Source organism: Pseudomonas plecoglossicida NBRC 103162 = DSM 15088 (assembly GCF_000730665.1).
Lineage (GTDB): Bacteria > Pseudomonadota > Gammaproteobacteria > Pseudomonadales > Pseudomonadaceae > Aquipseudomonas > Aquipseudomonas plecoglossicida.
The window spans coordinates 138,751-160,249 of the sequence record NZ_BBIV01000002.1 but is presented as its reverse complement, the minus strand read 5'-3'; the positions used below and the strand labels follow the sequence as shown (position 1 = coordinate 160,249).

Sequence of the window (21,499 nt, the reverse complement as noted above, 5' to 3'; positions counted from 1 at the left end):
TCAGGGTAGCGATGGGCCAGCAGTGGCGCATCGGGAATTCTCTAAACGCAGAACAGACTATTTTGAATCCGGCTGGTTCATGCGCAATGTTTGTCTATATAGGCCTGGAGGCCAGAACGGCGACAGGCATGGTCGCCAGGCAACCGGATCAGTATCCTAGCACCTCCTGGCCCGCCGACGCTAAACCAGCGGGCCGCCGAACAGGTTAATCTCCGTATGAATGCTCTAGCCCGCCGCGCCGCTGGCCTGTTGTTCAGCACGCTCTGCCTGCCACTGATGGCCTTCGCCGCCGATGTGCAACCTACCCACGAGTTCATCCTCGACAACGGCCTCAAGGTGGTCGTGCGGGAGGATCACCGCGCGCCGGTGGTCGTTTCACAGATCTGGTACAAGGTCGGCTCCAGCTACGAGACGCCGGGCCAGACCGGCTTGTCCCACGCCCTCGAGCACATGATGTTCAAGGGTAGCGCCAAGATCGGCCCCGGCGAGGCCTCGCGCATCCTGCGCGACCTCGGCGCGGAAGAGAATGCCTTCACCAGCGACGACTACACCGCCTATTACCAGGTGCTGGCCCGCGACCGCCTGCCGGTGGCCTTCGAGCTCGAGGCCGACCGCCTGGCCAGCCTGCGCCTGCCGGCCGACGAATTCGCCCGCGAAATCGAGGTGATCAAGGAGGAGCGCCGCCTGCGCACCGACGATCAGCCCAGTTCGAAAGCTTTCGAGCTGTTCCGCGCCATGGCTTTTCCGGCCAGTGGCTACCACACGCCGACCATCGGCTGGATGGCTGACCTCGAACGCATGAAGGTCGAGGAGCTGCGCCATTGGTACGAGTCCTGGTATGCGCCGAACAACGCGACCCTGGTGGTGGTCGGCGATGTCACCGCCGACGAGGTCAAGGGCCTCGCGCAGAAGTACTTCGGTGCCATCCCCAAGCGCAGCGTGCCGCCGGCCAAGCTGCCGCTCGAACTCGCCGAACCGGGCCTGCGCCAGCTGACCCTGCACGTGCGCACCCAACTGCCGAGCCTGATCTACGGCTTCAACGCACCTGGCCTGGCCACGGCCAAGGACCCGCGCACCGTGCAAGCCCTGCGCCTGATCTCGGCGCTGCTCGACGGCGGCTACAGTGCCCGCCTGCCGGCACGCCTGGAGCGTGGCCAGGAACTGGTGGCCGGTGCTTCGTCCAGCTACAACGCCTTTACCCGTGGTGACAGCCTGTTCCTCATCTCGGCCACGCCGAACGTGCAGAAGCAGAAGACCCTGGCCGATGTCGAGAAAGGCGTCTGGCAACTGCTCGAAGAGCTCAAGACCACCCCGCCCAGCGCCGAAGAGCTGGAGCGCGTGCGCGCCCAGGTGATCGCCGGTCTGGTCTACGACCGTGACTCGATCAGCAGCCAGGCCACCACCATTGGCCAGCTGGAAACCGTCGGCCTGTCCTGGAAGCTGATCGACAGCGAGCTGGACGAACTCAAGCGCGTCACCCCCGAGGACATCCAGAACGCCGCACGCACCTACTTCACCCGCGAACGCCTGAGCGTTGCCCATGTACTGCCCGAGGAGTCCGCTCATGAGTGATCGCAGCGCACCACGCTACACCCTGATCGGCACAGGCATCATCGCACTGGTGGTGGCCGTGGCCGCGGTCCTCGCCCGCCCGGCCCATTCCGAGGCCGACAGCACTGCAGCGCGCCCGGCCAACACCCTGCAATCGCTGGCCGAGCTGGATGGCAAGGCGCCGAGCCGGCGCCAGCTGAACATCCAGAACTGGACCACCGCCGAAGGTGCCCGGGTACTGTTCGTCGAGGCCCGCGAGCTGCCGATGTTCGACCTGCGCGTGACCTTCGCCGCCGGCAGCAGCCAGGACGGCAACACGCCGGGCCTGGCCGCCCTGACCAACGCCATGCTCAATGAGGGCGTGGCCGGCAAGGACGTGACCGCCATCGCCGAAGGCTTCGAGGGCCTCGGTGCTGACTTTGGCAACGGCTCCTACCGCGACATGGCCGTGGCCTCGCTGCGCAGCCTGAGCGTCAAGGACAAGCGCGAGCCCGCGCTCAAGCTGTTCGCCGAGGTGGCCGGCAAGCCGACCTTCCCGGAGGACGCGCTCAAACGCATCAAGAACCAGCTGCTGGCCGGTTTCGAGTACGACAAGCAGAACCCTGGCAAGATCGCTGGCAAGGCGCTGTTCGCCAATCTCTATGGCAACCATCCCTACGGCCAGCCCAGCGATGGCAGTGCCGAAAGCATCCCGGGCATCACCCTGGAGCAACTGCGCGCCTTCCACGCCAAGGCCTATGCCGCTGGCAACGCCGTGATCGCCCTGGTCGGCGACCTCAGCCGCGAGGAAGCCGAAGCCGTCGCTGCCCAGGTGTCCGCCGCCCTGCCCAAAGGTCCGGCGCTGGCGAAACCCGCCCAGCCGGTCGAACCCAAGGCAGGCATCACCCACATCGACTTCCCGAGCAAGCAGACGCACCTGATGCTCGCCGAGCTCGGCATCGACCGCCAGGACCCGGACTGGCCTGCCCTGTCGCTGGGCAACCAGATTCTCGGCGGTGGCGCTTTCGGCACCCGCCTGATGAGCGAAGTACGGGAAAAGCGCGGCCTGACCTATGGCGTGTACTCGGTCTTCAGCCCGATGCAGGTACGCGGCCCGTTCATGATCAACCTGCAGACCCGCGCCGAACTCAGCGAAGGCACATTGAAGCTGGTTGAAGGTATTCTTGCCGACTACCTGAAAAGCGGCCCGACCCAGCAAGAGCTGGACGATGCCAAGCGCGAGCTGGCAGGCAGCTTCCCGCTGTCCAACGCCAGCAACGGCAGCATCGTCGGCCAACTGGGCGCCATCGGCTTCTACAACCTGCCGCTGACCTGGCTGGAAGACTTCATGCAGCAGTCCCAGGCGCTGACCGTCGAGCAGGTCAAGGACGCCATGAACAAGCACCTGGCAGCCGACAAGCTGGTGATCGTCACCGTTGGCCCGAGTGTGCCGCAGAAGCCACTGCCAGCCCCCACAGACAAACCCGCCGAGCAACCGCTTGGCGTACCGGAGCACTAATGCCTAGATCCACCCCTCCTGCCCGCCCGCAGCCGGGCCAAAGCAAGGGCCAGGGTCACCTGCGCATCATCGCCGGCGAGTGGCGCAGCCGCCGCCTGGCGGTACCTGAAGGCGAAGGGCTGCGACCGACGCCCGACCGTGTGCGCGAAACCCTGTTCAACTGGCTGGCGCCCTACATCGAAGGCGCCCGGGTGCTGGATGCCTTCACCGGCAGCGGCGCCCTGGTGCTGGAGGCGCTGTCCCGCGGCGCCGAGGATGCCGTGGCACTGGACAGCAACCCGGCAGCGATCGGCAACCTGAAGAACAACCTGGAACTGCTGCGCTGCCCGCGTGGGCAGATCCTGCAGACCGACGCCCTGCGTTACCTGCAAGGCCCGGCCAAGCAACAGTTCGACGTGGTCTTCCTCGACCCGCCGTTCCACCAGGACCTGCTGGCCAACACCTGCAACCTGCTGGAGCAGAACCAGTGGCTGCGCGAACAGGCCTGGATCTACACCGAAAGCGAAGCGGCGCCATCGACGCTGCAGTTGCCCGGCAACTGGCACCTGCACCGGGAAAAGAAAACCGGCCAGGTGTACTACGCCCTCTGGCAAAGGGGCTGACTCAATGGCTTGCCGGGAGACGTAAGTAACACAGACAGGCCTTGCGACTAACCGAAGCTGCTCCGGTTCATAACCCACCGGAGCACTTCGTTCATGCACACAAATGCTTCCTCACCGCTACAGCACTTCACACTCGACAACGGCCTTGCGGTCTACCTGCGTGAAGACCATCGGGCACCACTGGCGTCCGTCCAGCTTTGGTATCACGTCGGATCGAGTCAGGAGGCGACGGGGCAGTCCGGCCTTTGTCACCTGGTCGAGCACCTGATGTTCGAGGGCAGCAGCAAGCTTGCCCCTGGCCAGTACAGCAAGATGATGACCCGCCTGGGGGGTGATCCGAATGCGTTCACGGCACCTGACGCCACCTTCTTCCCGGTGACGCTACCGGCAGATCGCCTTGAGGTGGTGCTGGAAATCATGGCCGACTCCATGGTCAGCGCCACCTTGGGCGAAGCGGTCTTTGCCCGCGAGCTGGAGGTGGTCAAGGCCGAACGCCGCGAGCACGTCGCCAATATCCCGCTGAGCCTGGCCCGGGAACGCTCGACGATGCTCGCCAACAGCCGTTCTCCCTACGCCACGCCGACGATAGGCCATCCGGCTGACCTCGAGCACCTGGACATCGCTGCCGTGCGCGCCTGGTACAAGGATTGGTATCAGCCCAACAACGCCACGCTGGTCGTGGTTGGCGACAGCGACCTGCAAACCGTGCGCACGCTGGTCGAACGCCACTTCGGCTCGATTGCCCGCGCCAGCCTGCCCGAACGCTGGACTGCGCAGCGCAACACGCACTTCAGGCACCGTTGCCAGACCATCGCGGCGCCGGGCCTTCGGCCGGGCGCCATCCTGGCTTTCAACACCCCGAGTCTGGCCACTGCCGCCAGCCCCTCACAGGCACAGGCCCTGCGCTTGATTCCCCAGCTCCTGGCCAATGGCAGCAGCTCACGTTTGTACTTGCGCAAGGTGCGGGACGAAGCGCTGCTGCTGCATGTCCATGCGGACTATCAACCCTTGCAGCGTGGCGACAGCCTGCTGACGTTCGAGTTGGCTGCCAACCTCGAAAAAGCGACGACGCAATCGGCAGCTGAGGCAGTCCTGCAGGAAATCGAGCGCTTGCGTTCCAGTGCGCCAAGCGCAGAGGAACTCACGCGGGCAAAGAACCGCTTGCTGGCGGGCCTGGTATTCGATCGCGACGACATTGCCAAGCAAGCGCAAGCGATTGGCTGGCATGCGGTGACCGGCGTCGATCCACGCCTGATCGATCAGCAACCCCAGGAAATCGAGCAGGTCACCGCCGAAGACGTGCGTGCCGCGGCGCACGAGTTCCTCAATCACGAACGCCTGACCATCACCTACCTGCAAGACGAGCCAGCAAATCCGACACCTGCAGCCGAAATCATCCGGGATGATAGCCAGCCGGCCCTGGGCTCTCTGCAAGGACTCGACCTGACAAGGACCGTGTTGGCCGCACCCGCAGTGCAAGCCTGGCAAACCGACGAAGGCGCGCATGTCAGATTGGTCCAGGCGCACGGCGTGCCCATGGTCGACCTTGTCCTCAGCTTCGATGCCGGCAGCCGGCTGGACGCGGGCAAACCCGGGCTCGCCGCGCTGACGTTGTTCATGCTCGATGAAGGCACCCATGGCCTGGATGCAGGACAATTTGCCGAGCACATCGAGCAACTTGGCGCGATCTACAGGAAAGACATCAAGATCGATCGGGCGATCATCAGCTTGCGCAGCATGAAAGGGTCGGTACTGGAACCTGCCGTCGACCTGATTACCGACATGGTTGCACGACCGGCCATGAATGCGGCGCAGCTGATTGCACTCAAGGCCAACCTGCTGGCGTCCAACAGGCACCAGCAGGCATATCCGATACTGCGAGCCCGCCAGGCAGCGTTCGCCCACCTGTACGGCAATCATCCCTATGGTGCGCCCGTACGGGGAACGGCCGAAGGGATCGAGGCGATCTCCACGCAAGACCTGGCGGATTTTCACCAGAAAGCCTATTCGGCGAACAATCTGCAGATTTCGCTGGTTGGCGACCTGACACGCAACGAGGCCGAGGCACTTTGCCAGAGGATTTGCCAGGCTCTGCCGCAGCACTGGGCCTCCACGAAGCCGGCACACCTGCCCGCGTTCGAAAGTGCCCACCTTGCCCTGGAGCACAAGGGCCTCAGCGATACGCTGTTGATGCTGATGCCGGCAACTGCAATACCCGGCGATCCTGACCACCCGGCCCTGCTCCTGGCCAATCACGTGCTCGGGGAAGGCATCGATTCACGTCTTTACACTCGGCTGCGCCAACGCCAGGGACTGACCTATTCGATCACCTCCGGGCTTTCATCGTTGAACAAACTGCTCTACATCGAGTGGGAAGTCGCTGCGGGCCTGCAGGAAGCTTCACAGAAGCAGGTCGAGGAGGTACTCCACACCTACATGAGCGAAGGCCCAAGTGCTGCCGAACTTGATCTGGCCCGGCAAGCCGTGCTTGGTGAGCTGCGGCGCAAATTGGCGAGGAACGGGGCACTGGCGAAGCTCATCGCCGAGCACGGCCATCTCGGGCTGCCTGCCGACGCATTGCCCACTTACATTGACCAGCTGTTGGCCGTGACCCCGGAAATGGCACACGCGGCGTTCAAGTCCCATGTGGATCCTTCTCGAACACTCATCGTCAGCGTCGGACCGACTGCCGACCAATAGCGCAGGTACAGTGGCGGTGTTTCATGGCACTCTAGGCAGGCACAACACGAGTCGCCCAGCATGCCCAGCCTTACCGCCACATTCCGCCCGGCCATCGGCCTGTCCAATCCTCACCTGCAGACCCTGTGGGGCCCGCTGTGGCGCAAGCTGCCCGCCCTGGAGCGCAACCGCGAGCGTCTGTGGCTGGCCGATGGCGACTTCCTCGACCTCGACTGGCACGGCCCGCACCAGGCCGATGCTCCGCTGGTGCTGGTACTGCACGGCCTGACCGGCTCATCCCATTCACCCTATGTCAAAGGCTTGCAGCAGGCACTGCAGGCTCGCGGCTGGGCCAGTGTGGCGGTGAACTGGCGCGGCTGCTCGGGCGAGCCCAACCTGCTGGCGCGCAGCTACCATTCCGGCGCCAGCGAAGACCTGGCCGAAGTGGTCACCCACCTGCGTGCCGAGCGTCCGTTGGCACCGCTGTATGCGGTCGGCTATTCGCTAGGCGGCAATGTGCTGCTCAAGTACCTGGGTGAGAGCGGCGCGGCAAGCCAGCTGGAGGCAGCGGTGGCGGTTTCGGTGCCCTTTCGCCTGGACCAGTGCGCGGACCGCATCGGCCAAGGGTTTTCCAAGGTGTACCAAGCCCACTTCATGCGCGAAATGATGGCCTATGTGCAGGTGAAGCAACGGCACTTCCAGGACAAGGGGCATCATGAAGGGCTGGCCGCGCTCCACCGCCTGGGCCCCTTGCGCAACCTGAAGACCTTCTGGGATTTCGACGGCAGGATCACCGCGCCGCTCAATGGCTTCGACGACGCCCACGACTACTATCGCCGCTCGTCGAGCCGCTACTTCCTCGGGCAAAACCGGACGCCGACACTGATCATCCACTCCACCGACGACCCGTTCGTGCACGGCAACAGCCTGCCCGCCGCCAGTGAACTGGCGGCGCAGACGCACTTCGAGCTGCATCAGCGGGGCGGGCATGTGGGGTTTGTCGAGGGCAGCCTGCGAAATCCTGGGTATTACCTGGAGCGACGGATTCCGCAGTGGCTGATCGAGGGCGGCTAAACCATGACCGGCCTCATCGCCGGCAAGCCGGCTCCCACAGATGGACTGTGGGTGACCAGCCTGCTCACTCGCCTGTCGCTACACCATGTTTCGGATCATTGATCCACTCGCTCCATGAGCCGGCATACAGCCTGCCCAACGGATACCCGGCCAGCGCCAGGGCGAACAGGTTGTGGCAGGCCGTCACCCCCGACCCGCAATACGCGACCAACTGCTCAGGCGTGCGCCCGCCCAGCTTTTCGGCAAAGCGCTGCTCGAGCTGCGCCGGCGCCAGGAAACGCCCCTCGGCATCCAGGTTGTCGGTGAACGCCGCACATTGCGCGCCCGGGATATGCCCGGCCAGCGGGTCGATCGGCTCCACTTCACCGCGAAACCGCGGCAAGGCACGCGCATCGATCAAGGTCAGCTCAGGGCTGCCCAGACGCTTGACCAGGTGCTCGGCATCGATCAGCAACGTGGCGTCCGGCTCGCCGGTGAACGACCCCTCGCGCCTGATCGGTGCATCCAGGCTCAACGGCAGATGGGCCGCGTGCCAGGCCTTCAGACCGCCATCGAGAATGGCCACGCCGCTGCGCTTGCCCAGCCAGGCCAACAGCCACCAGGCACGTGCGGCAAAGGCGCCCGGGCCATCGTCGTAAAGCACGACCTCGCTGTCATTGTCCAGGCCCCACTCGCGCAAGCGCTCGACCAGGCGATGCGGATCGGGCAGCGGATGGCGCCCGGTCCGGCCCTTGGTCACAGGGCCGCTCAAATCCTTTTCCAGGTCGGCAAAATGCGCCCCGGCGATGTGCCCCAAGGCATAGCTGCGCTGGCCGTAATCCACATCTTCCAGGGCAAAACGACAATCCAGGATCACCAGTCCGGGCGAGTCCAGACGCTCGGCCAGCTGTTGCGGCGTGATCAACTGCGCAAGGGGCATGACAATCTCCTGATCGATGGCAAGAAGGCCCTGGGCTATTGCTCCAGAGCCTGGTTGAACGGTACGTGGAATTCCTGGCACAGCGCATCGACGGCGCTACGGGCGCCGCCGGTGACGAAACCGAGCTCCAGCACCAGCACCTGGTAGACGCCGCGCTTGAAGGCTTCTTCACCCAGATGGGCAGAATGCTCGCGGGTGGTGCTGAGAAAGCGTACCCATGAGGTCAATACGATCCAGGCGTTGATGGTCAGCGATTCGATCTGCGCGGGCTCCATGGCCAGGATTCCGGCATCGACAAAGCCGCGGTAGATCGCCTGGCCCTGGCGCAGGCAACGCTCGGAAAAACGCCGGTAGCGGGCAGCCAGTTCAGCATCGCTGTCCAGCAGGTGCTCCAGGTCGCGGTGCAGGAAACGGTAGTTCCACATCGCCGCCAGCAGCGCCTTGAGGTAGAAGCGCTTGTCTTCCACCGTGGCCGCGCGCCCCTGCGGCGGGCGCAGGAAACTGTCCACCAGGGCTTCGTACTGGCTGAACAGCAAGGCGATGATCGCTTGCTTGTTGGGGAAGTGGTAGTACAGGTTGCCGGGCGAGATTTCCATGAACGCGGCAATGTGGTTGGTGCTGACGCTGCGCTCACCCTGCTGGTTGAACAGCTCCAGGCTGTTCTGCACGATGCGTTCTCGGGTCTTGATGCGCGGTGCCATGCTCAGCTCTCGGTCTGCAGGCGTTCGATAAGGGCTCATCTTACGGCTTAACACGCCTCGGATGCACGGGCGGGCGGCAGGAAAAAAGTCCCACCACGGCGCGAATTAGAGTATAGGCTCTAGGGATTCTGAAATCAGAGGGTATGCCACCGTGACCTCGCCCATTGCCTTGCCTCCTGTGTACTCCGACACCGACCTGGCAGCGACGTTCGCCGCCCAGCGCGCGGCGTTCAGCGGCAACCCGATGCCACCGGCGGCGCAAAGGCTGCAGTGGCTGAAGAGCTTGCGCGAAGCGTTGCTGGAGGGGCAGCAGGGGCTGATCGAGGCGATCGATGCGGACTTTTCCGGGCGCAGCGCAGATGAAACCTTGCTCGCCGAGCTGCTGCCCTCGGTACAAGGTATCCGCCACGCCGAACGCCACCTGCGGCGCTGGATGCGCCCGGTGGCAAGAACCGTCGGCATGGCCTTCCAACCCGCCTGTGCACGTGTGTTGTATCAACCGTTAGGGGTGGTTGGCATCATTGTCCCCTGGAACTACCCATTGTTCCTCGCCATCGGCCCACTGACCTGCGCCCTGGCCGCCGGCAACCGGGTGATGCTCAAGCTCAGCGAGGCCACGCCAACCAGCGCCCAGGCGCTGAAATCGCTGCTCGAGCGCGTATTCCCGCAAGACCTGGTCAGCGTGGTGCTGGGGGAAGTCGAAGTGGGCCAGGCATTTGCCAGGCTACCTTTCGATCACCTGTTGTTCACCGGCGCCACCAGCGTCGGTCGCCAGGTCATGCTGGCTGCAGCGCAGAACCTCACCCCGGTGACCCTGGAGCTGGGCGGCAAGTCGCCCGCCATCGTTTCCGCCAGCGTGCCGCTGGACGCCGCCGCCGAGCGCATCGCCTTCGGCAAGACGCTCAACGCCGGCCAGACCTGCGTGGCCCCCGATTACGTGCTGGTACCCCGCGAGCGCCTGGAAGCCTTCAGCGACGCCTACACCAACGCCGTGCGCCGCTTCTACCCGCGGATCGCCGACAACCCCGACTACAGCGCCATCATCAACCCGCGGCAGTTGCAGCGGCTCCAGCAATTGCTGGATGACGCCCGCGCCAAGGGGGCGCGGGTCGTCGACCTGTACCCCGACGAGCCGCGCCAGGGCCGGCGCCTGCCGCCACACCTGCTGCAGCAGGTGAACGACGACATGCACGTGATGCAAGACGAGATCTTCGGCCCGCTGCTGCCGCTGGTGCCCTATGACAGCCTCGACGAGGCGCTGGCCTACATCAACCAGCGTCCGCGCCCGTTGGCGTTGTACTACTTCGGCTATGACCGAGCAGAGCAGCAGCATGTGTTGCAGCGCAGTCACTCCGGCGGCGTCTGCCTCAACGACACCCTGCTGCATGTGGCCCAGGACGACCTGCCCTTCGGCGGCATCGGCCCTTCCGGCATGGGCCATTATCACGGTCACGATGGCTTCCTGACCTTCAGCAAGGCCAAGGCGGTGCTTGCCAAGCAGCGCCTGAACGCTGCGCGACTGATCTACCCGCCATACGGCAAGGCCTTGCAGCGCCTGGTCTACAAACTGTTCATTCGCTGAGGCCTGGGCCATGCACCGCCGCGACTTGCTGCGTTTGGGCCTCGGCGCCAGTGCCTTCCTGGCCACCGCCAGCCTGGTCGGCTGCAGCCCCCAGGCACCAGCCAGTGGTTATCAAGTGCTACGCGCCGATGACCTGCCACTGCTAAAGGCCCTGATCCCGGTTGTCCTCGCCGGCACGGCGGCCAGCGACGCGCTGGTACTGCAGAGCCTGGACCACAAGCTGGCAGCGTTGTCCCCGGAAATGCTCAAGCTCACCCGGCAGCTGTTCGATGTGCTCGGCATGCCCCTGACCCGGGGCCCGCTGACGGGGGTCTGGGGTGCCTGGGAGCAGGCCGATGCCGGGCAAGTGACGGCGTTCCTGCAGCGCTGGCAGGACAGCTCGCTGAACCTGCTGCGCATGGGCCATGCCTCGCTGCTGCAACTGCTGCAGATGGCCTGGTACGAATGCCCGCAGGCCTGGGCCGCCTGTGGCTATCCCGGCCCACCGAAAATCTGACCCCCGACAAGAGCCTCTTCAATGCCTGTCATCGACCCGTTTCGCCAAGGCCTCGAGCGCGGCTGGATCACCCACGACGGTTCTCGGCTCGAGCAAGACCTCACCCTGCAGGCCGACATCGCCGTGATCGGCAGCGGCGCTGGCGGTGCCACCAGCGCGCAGCTGCTCAGCGCCGCCGGGTTCAAGGTGTTGCTGATCGAGGAAGGCCCGCTGAAGACCAGCAGCGACTTCAAGCTGCTTGAAAGCGAGGCCTACGCCAACCTGTACCAGGAGGGCCTCGGCAGGATGAGCAAGGATGGCGCCATCACGATCCTGCAGGGCCGGGCCGTGGGCGGCACGACCTTGGTCAACTGGACTTCGAGCTTTCGCACCCCCGCGCAGACCCTGGCGCACTGGGCCACCGTGCACGGTGTGAAAGACATGGGCGAAGCCGCCATGCGCCCCTGGTTCGAGCGCGTGGAACAGGAGCTGGGGATCACTCCCTGGGCCATGCCGCCCAACGCCAACAACGACGTGCTGCGCCGTGGCTGCGAACAACTGGGCTACCGCTGGGCAGTGATTCCCCGCAACGTGCGGGGTTGCTGGAACCTCGGCTATTGCGGCATGGGCTGCCCGGTCAATGCCAAGCAGTCGATGTTGGTGACGCGCATTCCCGCACTGCTCGAGAAGGGAGGTGAGCTGCTGTACCTGGCGCGGGCCGAGCGCTTCGAGCATGACGGCGAACGCATTGCCCAGCTGCACTGCCAGGCCCTCGATGCCCAAGGCATACAGCCAACGGGGCACAGCATCAAGGTGCGCGCCCGCCATTACATCCTTGCCGGTGGCGGCATCAACAGCCCCGCCCTGCTGCTTCGTTCCAAGGCCCCCGACCCTCACGACCGTCTGGGCAAGCGCACCTTCCTGCACCTGGTGAACTTCAGCGCGGCCCGTTTCGACGAACGTATCGACCCTTATTACGGCGCGCCGCAATCCATCTACAGCGACCACTTCCAGTGGCAGGACGGAGTCGATGGCGCAGTTGGCTACAAGCTCGAAGTACCGCCCCTGCACCCGGCCCTCGCCAGTACCCTGCTCGGTGGGCATGGCCACGACAATGCCCAGCGCATGGCCGAGCTGCCTAATACCCACGTGATGCTGGCACTGCTGCGCGACGGCTTCCACCCGCAAAGCCCTGGCGGCGCGGTGCAGTTGCGCGGCGACGGCTCGCCGGTGCTCGATTACCCGGTCAGCGATTACTTGCGCGACGGCCTGCGCCGGGCCTACCGCAGCATGGCGCAGATCCAGTTCGCGGCTGGCGCCACCCACGTGACCCCCGTGCACAGCGATGCACGCGCCGCGACCAGCCTGGCCCAGGCGCAAAGCATGATCGACGCCCTGCACCTGGCGCTGTTTCGCACACGATTGGGCAGCGCCCACGTCATGGGCGGCTGCGCCATGGGCGAAGACCCGCGCCAGGCGGTGTGCGACAGCCTGGGCCGCCACCACCAGCTGGAGAACCTGTCGATCCATGACGGTTCCCTGTTTCCCACCAGCATCGGCGCCAACCCACAGTTGTCGGTCTACGCCCTCAGCGCGAAGCTCAGCGATGCCCTGGTCGCCCGCCTGGCACACAGTGCATGACAACGAATACACCGCCTGTCTATAGTGCCATCAGCCGGCCGCATGACTTGGCCGGGCGCAATCGCTGCGCTACCATCCGACTCCCCAACGCACTCCAGCCAGGACGACGCGATGAACCGAGTGTTGTACCCGGGTACTTTCGACCCCATTACCAAAGGCCATGGCGACCTGGTCGAACGCGCCTCGCGGCTTTTCGACCACGTGATCATCGCGGTGGCGGCCAGCCCCAAGAAAAACCCCCTGTTCCCGCTGGAACAACGGGTGGCGCTGGCCCGTGAGGTCACCAAGCACCTGCCCAATGTCGAAGTCATCGGCTTCTCTTCGCTGCTGGCGCATTTCGCCAAGGAGCAAGGTGCCAATGTCTTCCTGCGTGGCCTGCGTGCAGTGTCGGACTTCGAGTACGAATTCCAGCTGGCGAACATGAACCGGCAACTGGCGCCCGACGTCGAGAGCCTGTTCCTCACGCCTTCGGAGCGTTATTCGTTCATTTCCTCGACACTAGTGCGGGAAATTGCCGCGTTAGGCGGCGATATCAGCAAGTTCGTCCACCCGATCGTGGCCGAGGCCTTGACCGAGCGGTTCAAGAAGTAAGCCTGCGCGCCTGATTATCGCGCCCGCGTGCACTGCGGGCGCGAATGCGGCACAATTGTGCCCATTGCGTTGAACATGCCCGGGCGCAGAGCCCCGGCCGGAGTCCCCATGTCCCTGATCATCACCGACGATTGCATCAACTGCGACGTCTGCGAACCCGAGTGCCCGAACGAGGCCATCTCCCAAGGCGAAGAGATCTACGTGATCGACCCGAACCTGTGCACCCAGTGCGTGGGTCACTACGATGAGCCGCAGTGCCAGCAGGTCTGCCCGGTCGACTGCATCCCGCTGGATGAAGCGCACCCGGAAACCCAGGATGAGCTGATGGCCAAGTACCGCCGGATTACCGGCAAGGGCTGATTTCAGCAGCGCCTTCATCGCCGGCACGCCGGCTCCCACATGGATCACACCGAACCCTGTGGGAGCCGGCTTGCCGGCGATAAGGCCCTCGAATTCAGCGCTGGCAGCGCGGGCAGTACACGCTGGCCCGCTGCCCCAGCTTCACCTCGCGCAAGGTCGTGCCGCACAGCTTGCACGGCATCCCGCCGCGCCCATAGGCGAACAGCTCCTGCTGGAAGTACCCCGGCTGCCCGTCGCCACCAATGAAATCGCGCAAGGTGGTGCCACCCTGCTCGATGGCTGCCGCCAGCACGCGCTTGATCTCGATGGCCAGCTTCAGATAGCGCGCCCGCGAAATGCCACCCGCCTCCCGCCGTGGGTCGATACCCGCCGCAAACAACGCTTCGGTCGCATAGATGTTGCCCACCCCCACCACCACCGCGTTGTCCATGATGAACGGCTTGACCGCCATCGACCGCCCGCGCGACAGCTGGAACAGGCGCTCGCCGTCGAACAGGTCGGTCAGCGGCTCGGGCCCCAGGCGCAGCAGCAGCTCATGGTTGAGCGGATCGAGGCTCCAGAGCATGGCGCCGAAACGCCGCGGGTCGGTGTAGCGCAGCATCAGCCCCGACTCCAGCTCGATGTCGACGTGCTCATGCTTGCCCGCCGGCAGCCCCACCTCGACCAGCCGCAAGTTGCCCGACATGCCCAGGTGGCTGATCAGCGTGCCCACTTCGGCATTGATCAACAGGTACTTGGCGCGCCGATCGACGCTCACGATGCGCTGCCCGGACAGGCGCACGTCCAGGTCCTCGGGGATCGGCCAGCGCAGGCGCCGGTCACGCACCACCACGCGGCTGACGCGCTGGCCTTGCAGGTGCGGCGCGATACCGCGCCGGGTAGTTTCGACTTCGGGTAGTTCTGGCATGGATCAGTGCCCGCCCAGCTCGCGAATGTTCTGTTTGAGGTTCTCGAAGTCGTACTCCGACAAGCCGATATAGTCGAGTACCAGCGGGCCGACCACTTGCCATTCACGGTCGACGCTCTGGTTGCCCAGCACGCGATACGAGGCGCAGATGTGCTCGGCCATCTTCAGCACCGCCAGCAGGTTCTTCAGCTGATTCTGGGTGTTGCGCGACGATTCCTCGCGGAACACGGCCAGTGCGTTGTGATGGTTGGCGATGGCTGCGCTGATGTGCTCCGGCAAGCGCCACGACTTGGCGGTGAAGTAGCCGACCACCGAATGATTGGTGTTGAAGACGCGGTTTTCGGTGTCGACTACCCGGGTCTGCTCGCCCGCATTGGCGTAGGCGTCTTCCAGCACCTGCATGTAGTCGGGAAAGCGCTTGAGCATCAGCGGCACGCCGCAATCATGGAACAGGCCGAGGGTGTAGGCCTCGTCCGCCGCCTGGATACCGGTGCGCTTGGCCAGGGTCAGGCAGGTCATGGCCACATCCTGGGCGGTGTCCCAGAAGCGGTTGAGGGTGACGATGGTCTCGTCGCTCATCTCGCCCTTGATCGACTGGGCGTTGATCAGGTTGATGATCGAGCGGCTGCCCAGCAAATTGACCGCCCGCTGGATCGAGCCGATCTTGTTGGCCAGGCCGAAGTGCGGCGAATTGACCAGCTTGAGCAATGCGCCAGACAGGCCGGGGTCCTGGGAAATCAGCCTGGCGATGGTTTCCAGGTCCGGGTCGGGCATGTACTGCTCGAACTGCAGGTCGACCATGATCTGCGGTTGCGGCGGAATGGTGATGCCTTGCAGGGCTTGCTGGATCTGTTCGGCGCTGAGTTCTTGGGACATGCGTGCACACTCCTTGAGGACGCGGGATTCTAGCATCGGTGAAGCCGTGGGAGCCGGCTTGCCGGCGATCAAGCCAGCACTTTGTCGAGCCCTGCCCCACTCCAGGGGCCAACCCGTTATACTCCCGCTCTTTTTTCCCGGAGCGACGTCATGTCCCTGCCCAGCCTTCGCCTCAAAGCCAATGCCGACCGCCGCCTGCGCGCCGGCCACTTGTGGGTCTACAGCAACGAAGTCGACGTCAGCGCGACCCCGCTGCAAGGCTTCCAGGCCGGCCAGCAGGCGATCCTCGAGACGGCCGGTGGCAAGCCGCTGGGCGTCGTGGCGCTGAGCCCGAACAACCTGATCTGCGCCCGCCTGCTGTCGCGCGACGTCAAGCTGCCGCTGGACAAGTCGCTGCTGGTGCACCGGCTCAACGTCGCCCTGTCGCTGCGCGAGCGCCTGTTCGACAAGCCGTGCTACCGCCTGGTCTACGGCGATTCCGACCTGCTGCCCGGCCTGGTGGTCGACCGCTTCTTCGACATCCTCGTGGTCCAGCTGGCCTCGGCCACCATGGAGCTGCACAAGGATGACGTGATCGCCGCCCTGGTCCAGGTACTCAAGCCAAGCGGTATCCTGTTCAAGAACGATTCCGCAGCTCGCGATGCCGAAGGCCTGCAGCGCTACGTCGAAACCGTCTACGGCGAAGTGCCGGACTGGGTGCCGCTGGAAGAGAACGGCGTGAAGTTCGAAGCGCCGGTCCGCGAAGGGCAGAAGACCGGCTGGTTCTACGACCACCGCATGAACCGCGCGCGCCTGGCGCCCTATGTCAAAGGCAAGCGCGTGCTCGACCTGTTCAGCTACATCGGGGGCTGGGGCGTGCAGGCCGGCGCATTCGGCGCCAGCGAAGTGTTCTGTGTCGACGCCTCGGGCTTCGCCCTGGACGGCGTCGAGCGTAACGCCGCGCTCAACGGTATCAGCGAGAAACTGACCTGCATCGAAGGCGACGTGTTCGAGGCCCTGCGCGAGCTGAAAGCGGCCGAAGAACGTTTCGACGTGATCATTGCCGACCCACCCGCCTTCATCAAGCGCAAGAAAGACCTGAAGAACGGTGAAGCGGCCTACCGTCGCCTCAACGAGCAGGCCATGCGCATGTTGAACAAGGACGGCATCCTGGTCAGCGCCTCGTGCTCGATGCACCTGCCTGAAGACGACCTGAACAACATTCTGCTGACCAGCGCTCGCCACCTGGACCGCAACCTGCAACTGCTCGAGCGCGGTGGCCAGGGCCCGGACCACCCAGTGCACCCGGCGATTGCCGAGACCCGCTACATCAAGAGCATCACCTGCCGCTTGCTGCCCAACAGCTGAGTCTTGGCCACGGGGCCGCTTTGCGGCCCAATCGCGGGCAAGCCCGCTCCTACAGGCCAGCGCACGCAATGAGACTTGCGCTGAACCTGTAGGAGCGGGCTTGCCCGCGATTGGGCTGCAAAGCGGCCCCATGGACACCTCAGATATCCAGCACGTACGAAGCGATCCCGAAGTACACCAGCACCCCCGCCGCATCGGCGATCGAGGTCACCAACGGCCCACTGGCTGTCGCAGGATCCAGTTTAAGCTTGGTAAACATGAACGGCAGGCTCATGCCGATCAGACTGCCCAGCAACACGATCACCAGCATGCTGCTGGCGACGATCACGGCAATTTCCGGCCCACCGCGCAGTGCCCCGAGCGATGCCACTGCCAGCGCCATGGTGCCACCCAGTGCCAACGCGACCCCGCACTCACGCCCCAGCATGCGCAGCCAGTCGCGCATCACCACTTCCCCCGTCGCCAGGCCGCGCACCATCAGCGTCGCCGACTGCGCCCCGGCATTGCCACCGCTGTCTACCAGCAGCGGCAGGAAGAACACCAGGACGATATGCGCAGCGATAGTCTCTTCGAACGCCGCGATTCCCGCCCCCGAGAACAGGTTGCCGAACACCAGCAGCACCAGCCACAGCACGCGCTTGCGGTACAGCAGACTGACCGTGGCATCGCGCAGGTTGCCGACATGATTGGTGATCGACGCACCCTTGTGGAAATCCTCGGTGGCTTCTTCCACCACCACGTCGAATGCTTCGTCGCAGGTGACAATGCCCACCAGGCGCCCTGCCTCATCCAGTACCGGCACGGCCAGCAGGTCATGCTCACGGATCTTGCGCGCCACCTCTTCCTGGCGGGTAGTGATGCAGACGCAGATGAGCTTGCGCACCATGATGCGCTCGATGGGTTCGTCCGGCGCTGCCAGGATGAGTTCCCGCAAGGACAGCGTGCCAAGCAGGTTGCGCTGCCCGTCGAGCACGTAGGACTGATAGATGGTTTCGGCATCCGCCGCCTCCCGGCGCAGCATGTCGATGGCCTGGCTGGCGGTCAGGCCGGCGTCGAGGCTCGAGTACTCGCTGGTCATCAGACTGCCAGCCGTACCTTCGCCGTAGCCGTCCGGGTGCAGGAAATCATCGCGCCGGGCCTGGGCGGCCTGGCGCAGGGCCTGTGGGGTATCACGGAAATCGGAAACGTGTTGCATGAGGTTCTCCAGGCGCCGACGCAGGCGCCCACAGACCTCAGTCACATCGACTCAAGCCCTCGGTAGCCCTGGCGGCGGCGTGCTCAGTGCCAGATTGTGGGTTCATGTCGAACCAAAAACTGGGAAGGTCCATTAAGGGTGCTTCTCGTCAAGCCGCACATGCGGCGCGGGTATAATAGGCAAGGTTGCAAGTGGCGTCAGCTGGGAAAGCGGCAGGTAAAGGCTTTTCAGAGCCTTCCTACAAATCACTTCCCTAAATCATGCAAAACGTGATGGTTGTTGGCGATGATGTTGGCAATCAGCGACTCTCCCGGGAAGTCCGCCATGATAATGCCTACGGTTCTTTTGCTCGTTCCCCATGCATTGAGACCCTTCAGGTCATCCCGTGTCAGAACGTTGGTTCCTTCGAAGGAAATGGTGCATAGCCCGAGCACGCAGGTCGTCCGCGGAAAGCTCGTGTACCAGGCCACGTTATCTACGGAAACCAGCCCGGTAGAGAGCCTGGGTGCATCCGTGGCAGGCGACACATGCCCACTGGCGACGAAGTAGGGAAAAGCCCCCCCACTTCCTGACAGATAATTCACGTAGAACCTGTTCGGATCCCCCGCTGCCGCCCGATACAGCTGGTGCATGACCTTGATGTACTTGTCGTGCAAGTCCCAGTTGGTAGTCAGCGCGTAGGCATCCTGAACGTCGAAGTTGCCATAGCTGAGCCCGTAGGGGTTCAGGTTGGACACATTGGATAGCACCACGAACTTCCCACGTGCCTCACCCAGCGTGACATTGCTGCGCGGGGCCTTCAGGTGGGTACTGGAAAACTGCTTCATGTAGCGGTCGAACACGTCCACCAGACTGGCAGTTACATTGCTGTCCGCCTGGTGTTCCTCCCTGACCCTGAACAGCACTGTTTCACTGGGGTTGGCCTGGAGAAACCGTTCGATCGAGCGCAAGGCCGAGCCAAACATCTTGTCGAGATAGACCGGGCCGTGATGCAGGGCCAGGGCATCGCCGGTTCGCCTCAAGCGCAGGTCGAGCACCCTGATGCCATAGTTGAGCTGTTCGTCGAAGTTGAGTGACTGCGTGACGACGATGTCGTCGACGATGGGGAACAAGTGCTTGTCGAACGTTGCCGAGTCGTGGGTGCCCGGCATCGCCAACTCACTCAGTTGCACATCGTCACGTATCGACGCCATCCAGTCGTTCTTGCGGGTGAAGGGATCATTGGCATCGTGGGAGTAGGCACCATCCAAGTGAGGATAGGCCTGAACCGTGAGGCACAACAGCAGACCGCCAAGGCCGAGAAGTGTGCAGAAGGCTCGCATGATGAAGTTCTCCAAAGGGCGATTGACCTTCGCTACGTTAAAGACCGGGCTCTGCACATGGCGCTAGATAGTTAGCGGAGCCAGACGACCGCACCTCGGGTTACATGCGCTTACTCATTCCCTCGCCGCGCCAGCGGTGTAGAATCGGGCTATTCATCGCCAGTCATCCCCCGGCGGGTTTATGAGCTCTGGCCAAGCATGCGGCGATCCCGTAGTGTCTTGGGCCCCCATACGTGCCAGTGGCAACCGGCCTGCGGTGCAAAGGACAAGAGAAGCTCACTTCCCTTTTTGTGACCTGATTCAGCCGCCAGGAGCGCTTCATGCCTGATTATCGTTCCAAGACCTCCACCCAAGGCCGCAACATGGCCGGCGCCCGTGCACTGTGGCGCGCAACCGGGATGAAGGACGAAGATTTCAAGAAACCGATCATCGCCATCGCCAACTCGTTCACCCAGTTCGTCCCGGGGCATGTGCACCTGAAGGACCTGGGCCAGCTGGTCGCCCGCGAGATCGAACGCGCCGGTGGCGTGGCCAAGGAATTCAACACCATCGCGGTCGACGACGGCATCGCCATGGGCCATGACGGCATGCTCTATTCCCTGCCGAGCCGCGAGATCATCGCCGACGCCGTGGAGTACATGGTCAACGCCCACTGCGCCGACGCCATCGTCTGCATCTCCAACTGCGACAAGATCACCCCCGGCATGCTGATGGCCGCCCTGCGCCTGAACATTCCGGTGATCTTCGTCTCCGGTGGCCCGATGGAAGCCGGCAAGACCAAGCTCGCCAGCCACGGCCTGGACCTGGTAGACGCCATGGTCATCGCCGCCGACTCCACGGCTTCCGACGAAAAAGTCGCCGAGTACGAGCGCAGCGCCTGCCCGACCTGCGGTTCCTGCTCCGGCATGTTCACCGCCAACTCGATGAACTGCCTGACCGAAGCCCTGGGCCTGGCCCTGCCGGGCAACGGTTCGACTCTGGCCACCCACGCCGACCGTGAACAGCTGTTCCTCACCGCCGGCCGCACCATTGTCGAGCTGTGCAAGCGTTACTACGGCGAGAACGACGAGTCGGTGCTGCCGCGCAGCATCGCCAACTTCAAGGCGTTCGAGAACGCCATGATGCTCGACATCGCCATGGGCGGTTCCACCAACACCATCCTGCACCTGCTCGCCGCAGCCCAGGAAGGCGAGGTAGCGTTCGACCTGCGCGACATCGACCGCCTGTCGCGCAAGGTGCCGCAGCTGTGCAAGGTGGCGCCGAACATCCAGAAGTACCACATGGAGGACGTCCACCGCGCCGGTGGCATCTTCAGCATCCTCGGCTCGCTGGCCCGTGGCGGCCTGTTGCACACCGACCTGCCGACCGTGCACAGCCGCAGCATGGAAGAAGCCATCGCCAAATGGGACATCACCCAGACCGATGACGAAGCGGTGCACACCTTCTTCAAGGCCGGCCCCGCGGGCATCCCGACCCAGACCGCGTTCAGCCAGTCGACCCGTTGGGAAACCCTCGACGACGACCGCGAGAACGGCTGCATCCGCAGCTTCGAGCACGCCTACTCGCAAGAAGGCGGCCTGGCCGTGCTGTACGGCAACATCGCCCTCGACGGTTGCGTGGTGAAGACCGCCGGTGTCGACGAGTCGATCCACGTGTTCGAAGGCAACGCGAAGATCTTCGAAAGCCAGGACAGCGCCGTGCGCGGCATCCTCGCCGATGAAGTGAAGGCCGGTGACATCGTCATCATCCGCTACGAAGGCCCGAAAGGCGGCCCGGGCATGCAAGAGATGCTCTACCCGACCTCGTACCTGAAATCCAAGGGCCTGGGCAAGGCTTGCGCCCTGCTCACCGACGGCCGCTTCTCGGGCGGGACCTCGGGCCTGTCCATCGGCCACGCTTCGCCGGAAGCGGCCGCTGGCGGCGCCATCGGCCTGGTGCGCGACGGCGACAAGGTGCTGATCGACATCCCTAACCGCTCGATCAACCTGCAAGTCAGTGATGAAGAGCTGGCGGCGCGGCGCGTCGAGCAGGACAAGAAGGGCTGGAAGCCGGCCGAAGTGCGTCCGCGCAAGGTCACTACCGCGCTGAAAGCCTATGCGCTGCTGGCGACCAGTGCCGACAAGGGTGCTGTACGCAACAAGGCGATGCTGGAAGGGCTGTGAGGCCCTGAAGGAGTAAA

The 21,499-nt window shown here is 64.2% G+C and carries 18 protein-coding genes; 12 read left to right on the top strand and 6 right to left on the bottom strand.

Features of this window, described 5'->3' with window-relative positions:
* Window positions 1-216 precede the first annotated feature (216 nt).
* From PPL01S_RS00850 to PPL01S_RS00825, 5 genes are all read left to right on the top strand, one after another.
* Window positions 217-1,572, top strand: coding sequence for a M16 family metallopeptidase (locus tag PPL01S_RS00850; RefSeq protein ID WP_016393351.1), 1,356 nt, complete (start codon window positions 217-219; stop codon window positions 1,570-1,572).
* Window positions 1,565-3,049 (top strand): M16 family metallopeptidase, encoded by a 1,485-nt coding sequence (locus tag PPL01S_RS00845; RefSeq protein ID WP_016393350.1) that lies wholly within the window; start codon window positions 1,565-1,567, stop codon window positions 3,047-3,049. The genes PPL01S_RS00850 and PPL01S_RS00845 overlap by 8 nt, the downstream gene beginning before the upstream one ends.
* Entirely contained in the window at window positions 3,049-3,651 is a 603-nt protein-coding gene (gene rsmD, locus PPL01S_RS00840; protein WP_016393349.1) for a 16S rRNA (guanine(966)-N(2))-methyltransferase RsmD, read from the top strand. Before PPL01S_RS00845 ends, rsmD begins: the two co-directional genes overlap by 1 nt.
* A gap of 93 nt (window positions 3,652-3,744) precedes the next feature.
* Window positions 3,745-6,351, top strand: coding sequence for a M16 family metallopeptidase (locus PPL01S_RS25885; protein WP_081663535.1), 2,607 nt, complete (start codon window positions 3,745-3,747; stop codon window positions 6,349-6,351).
* 60 nt (window positions 6,352-6,411) lie between these two features.
* Window positions 6,412-7,404: a hydrolase gene (locus PPL01S_RS00825; RefSeq protein WP_028625071.1), complete on the top strand. Its 993-nt coding sequence runs from the start codon at window positions 6,412-6,414 to the stop codon at window positions 7,402-7,404.
* A 64-nt stretch (window positions 7,405-7,468) separates the two neighbouring features.
* On the opposite strand, the gene PPL01S_RS00820 is transcribed toward PPL01S_RS00825, so the two are convergent.
* Window positions 7,469-8,323, bottom strand: a complete 855-nt coding sequence (locus PPL01S_RS00820; RefSeq protein WP_016393346.1) for a sulfurtransferase — start codon at window positions 8,321-8,323, stop codon at window positions 7,469-7,471.
* Between the two features lie 35 nt (window positions 8,324-8,358).
* Entirely contained in the window at window positions 8,359-9,024 is a 666-nt protein-coding gene (locus PPL01S_RS00815; RefSeq protein WP_016393345.1) for a TetR/AcrR family transcriptional regulator, read from the bottom strand.
* Window positions 9,025-9,175: 151 nt separating this feature from the next.
* Here PPL01S_RS00815 and PPL01S_RS00810 point away from each other — a divergent pair, with 151 nt between their 5' ends.
* The 5 genes from PPL01S_RS00810 (at window position 9,176) to PPL01S_RS00790 (ending at window position 13,673) form a co-directional block, all read left to right on the top strand.
* Entirely contained in the window at window positions 9,176-10,606 is a 1,431-nt protein-coding gene (locus tag PPL01S_RS00810; RefSeq protein ID WP_028625070.1) for a coniferyl aldehyde dehydrogenase, read from the top strand.
* 10 nt (window positions 10,607-10,616) lie between these two features.
* A complete protein-coding gene (locus PPL01S_RS00805) occupies window positions 10,617-11,102 on the top strand; it encodes a hypothetical protein (protein ID WP_016393343.1) in 486 nt (161 codons plus the stop codon).
* A 21-nt stretch (window positions 11,103-11,123) separates the two neighbouring features.
* Window positions 11,124-12,722: a GMC family oxidoreductase gene (locus PPL01S_RS00800; protein ID WP_016393342.1), complete on the top strand. Its 1,599-nt coding sequence runs from the start codon at window positions 11,124-11,126 to the stop codon at window positions 12,720-12,722.
* Window positions 12,723-12,833: 111 nt separating this feature from the next.
* Window positions 12,834-13,313, top strand: a complete 480-nt coding sequence (gene coaD, locus PPL01S_RS00795) for a pantetheine-phosphate adenylyltransferase (protein ID WP_016393341.1) — start codon at window positions 12,834-12,836, stop codon at window positions 13,311-13,313.
* 108 nt (window positions 13,314-13,421) lie between these two features.
* Window positions 13,422-13,673, top strand: coding sequence for a YfhL family 4Fe-4S dicluster ferredoxin (locus tag PPL01S_RS00790; protein WP_016393340.1), 252 nt, complete (start codon window positions 13,422-13,424; stop codon window positions 13,671-13,673).
* A gap of 94 nt (window positions 13,674-13,767) precedes the next feature.
* Here PPL01S_RS00790 and mutM read toward each other — a convergent pair whose 3' ends face one another.
* A complete protein-coding gene (mutM, locus tag PPL01S_RS00785; RefSeq protein WP_016393339.1) occupies window positions 13,768-14,580 on the bottom strand; it encodes a bifunctional DNA-formamidopyrimidine glycosylase/DNA-(apurinic or apyrimidinic site) lyase in 813 nt (270 codons plus the stop codon).
* Window positions 14,581-14,583: 3 nt separating this feature from the next.
* Window positions 14,584-15,402 (bottom strand): HDOD domain-containing protein, encoded by an 819-nt coding sequence (locus tag PPL01S_RS00780; RefSeq protein ID WP_174435900.1) that lies wholly within the window; start codon window positions 15,400-15,402, stop codon window positions 14,584-14,586.
* A gap of 204 nt (window positions 15,403-15,606) precedes the next feature.
* Here PPL01S_RS00780 and PPL01S_RS00775 point away from each other — a divergent pair, with 204 nt between their 5' ends.
* Window positions 15,607-16,803, top strand: coding sequence for a class I SAM-dependent rRNA methyltransferase (locus PPL01S_RS00775; RefSeq protein ID WP_016393337.1), 1,197 nt, complete (start codon window positions 15,607-15,609; stop codon window positions 16,801-16,803).
* Window positions 16,804-16,942: 139 nt separating this feature from the next.
* Here the strand turns inward: PPL01S_RS00775 and mgtE are convergent, their stop codons facing one another.
* Together mgtE and PPL01S_RS00765 are read right to left on the bottom strand one after the other, a co-directional pair.
* A complete protein-coding gene (gene mgtE / locus PPL01S_RS00770; RefSeq protein ID WP_016393336.1) occupies window positions 16,943-17,998 on the bottom strand; it encodes a magnesium transporter in 1,056 nt (351 codons plus the stop codon).
* 245 nt (window positions 17,999-18,243) lie between these two features.
* Complete coding sequence (locus PPL01S_RS00765) at window positions 18,244-19,335, bottom strand: phosphatidylinositol-specific phospholipase C (protein WP_028625068.1); 1,092 nt, start codon at window positions 19,333-19,335, stop codon at window positions 18,244-18,246.
* A 305-nt stretch (window positions 19,336-19,640) separates the two neighbouring features.
* Here PPL01S_RS00765 and ilvD point away from each other — a divergent pair, with 305 nt between their 5' ends.
* Complete coding sequence (gene ilvD, locus PPL01S_RS00760) at window positions 19,641-21,482, top strand: dihydroxy-acid dehydratase (RefSeq protein WP_016393334.1); 1,842 nt, start codon at window positions 19,641-19,643, stop codon at window positions 21,480-21,482.
* Window positions 21,483-21,499: the final 17 nt, after the last annotated feature.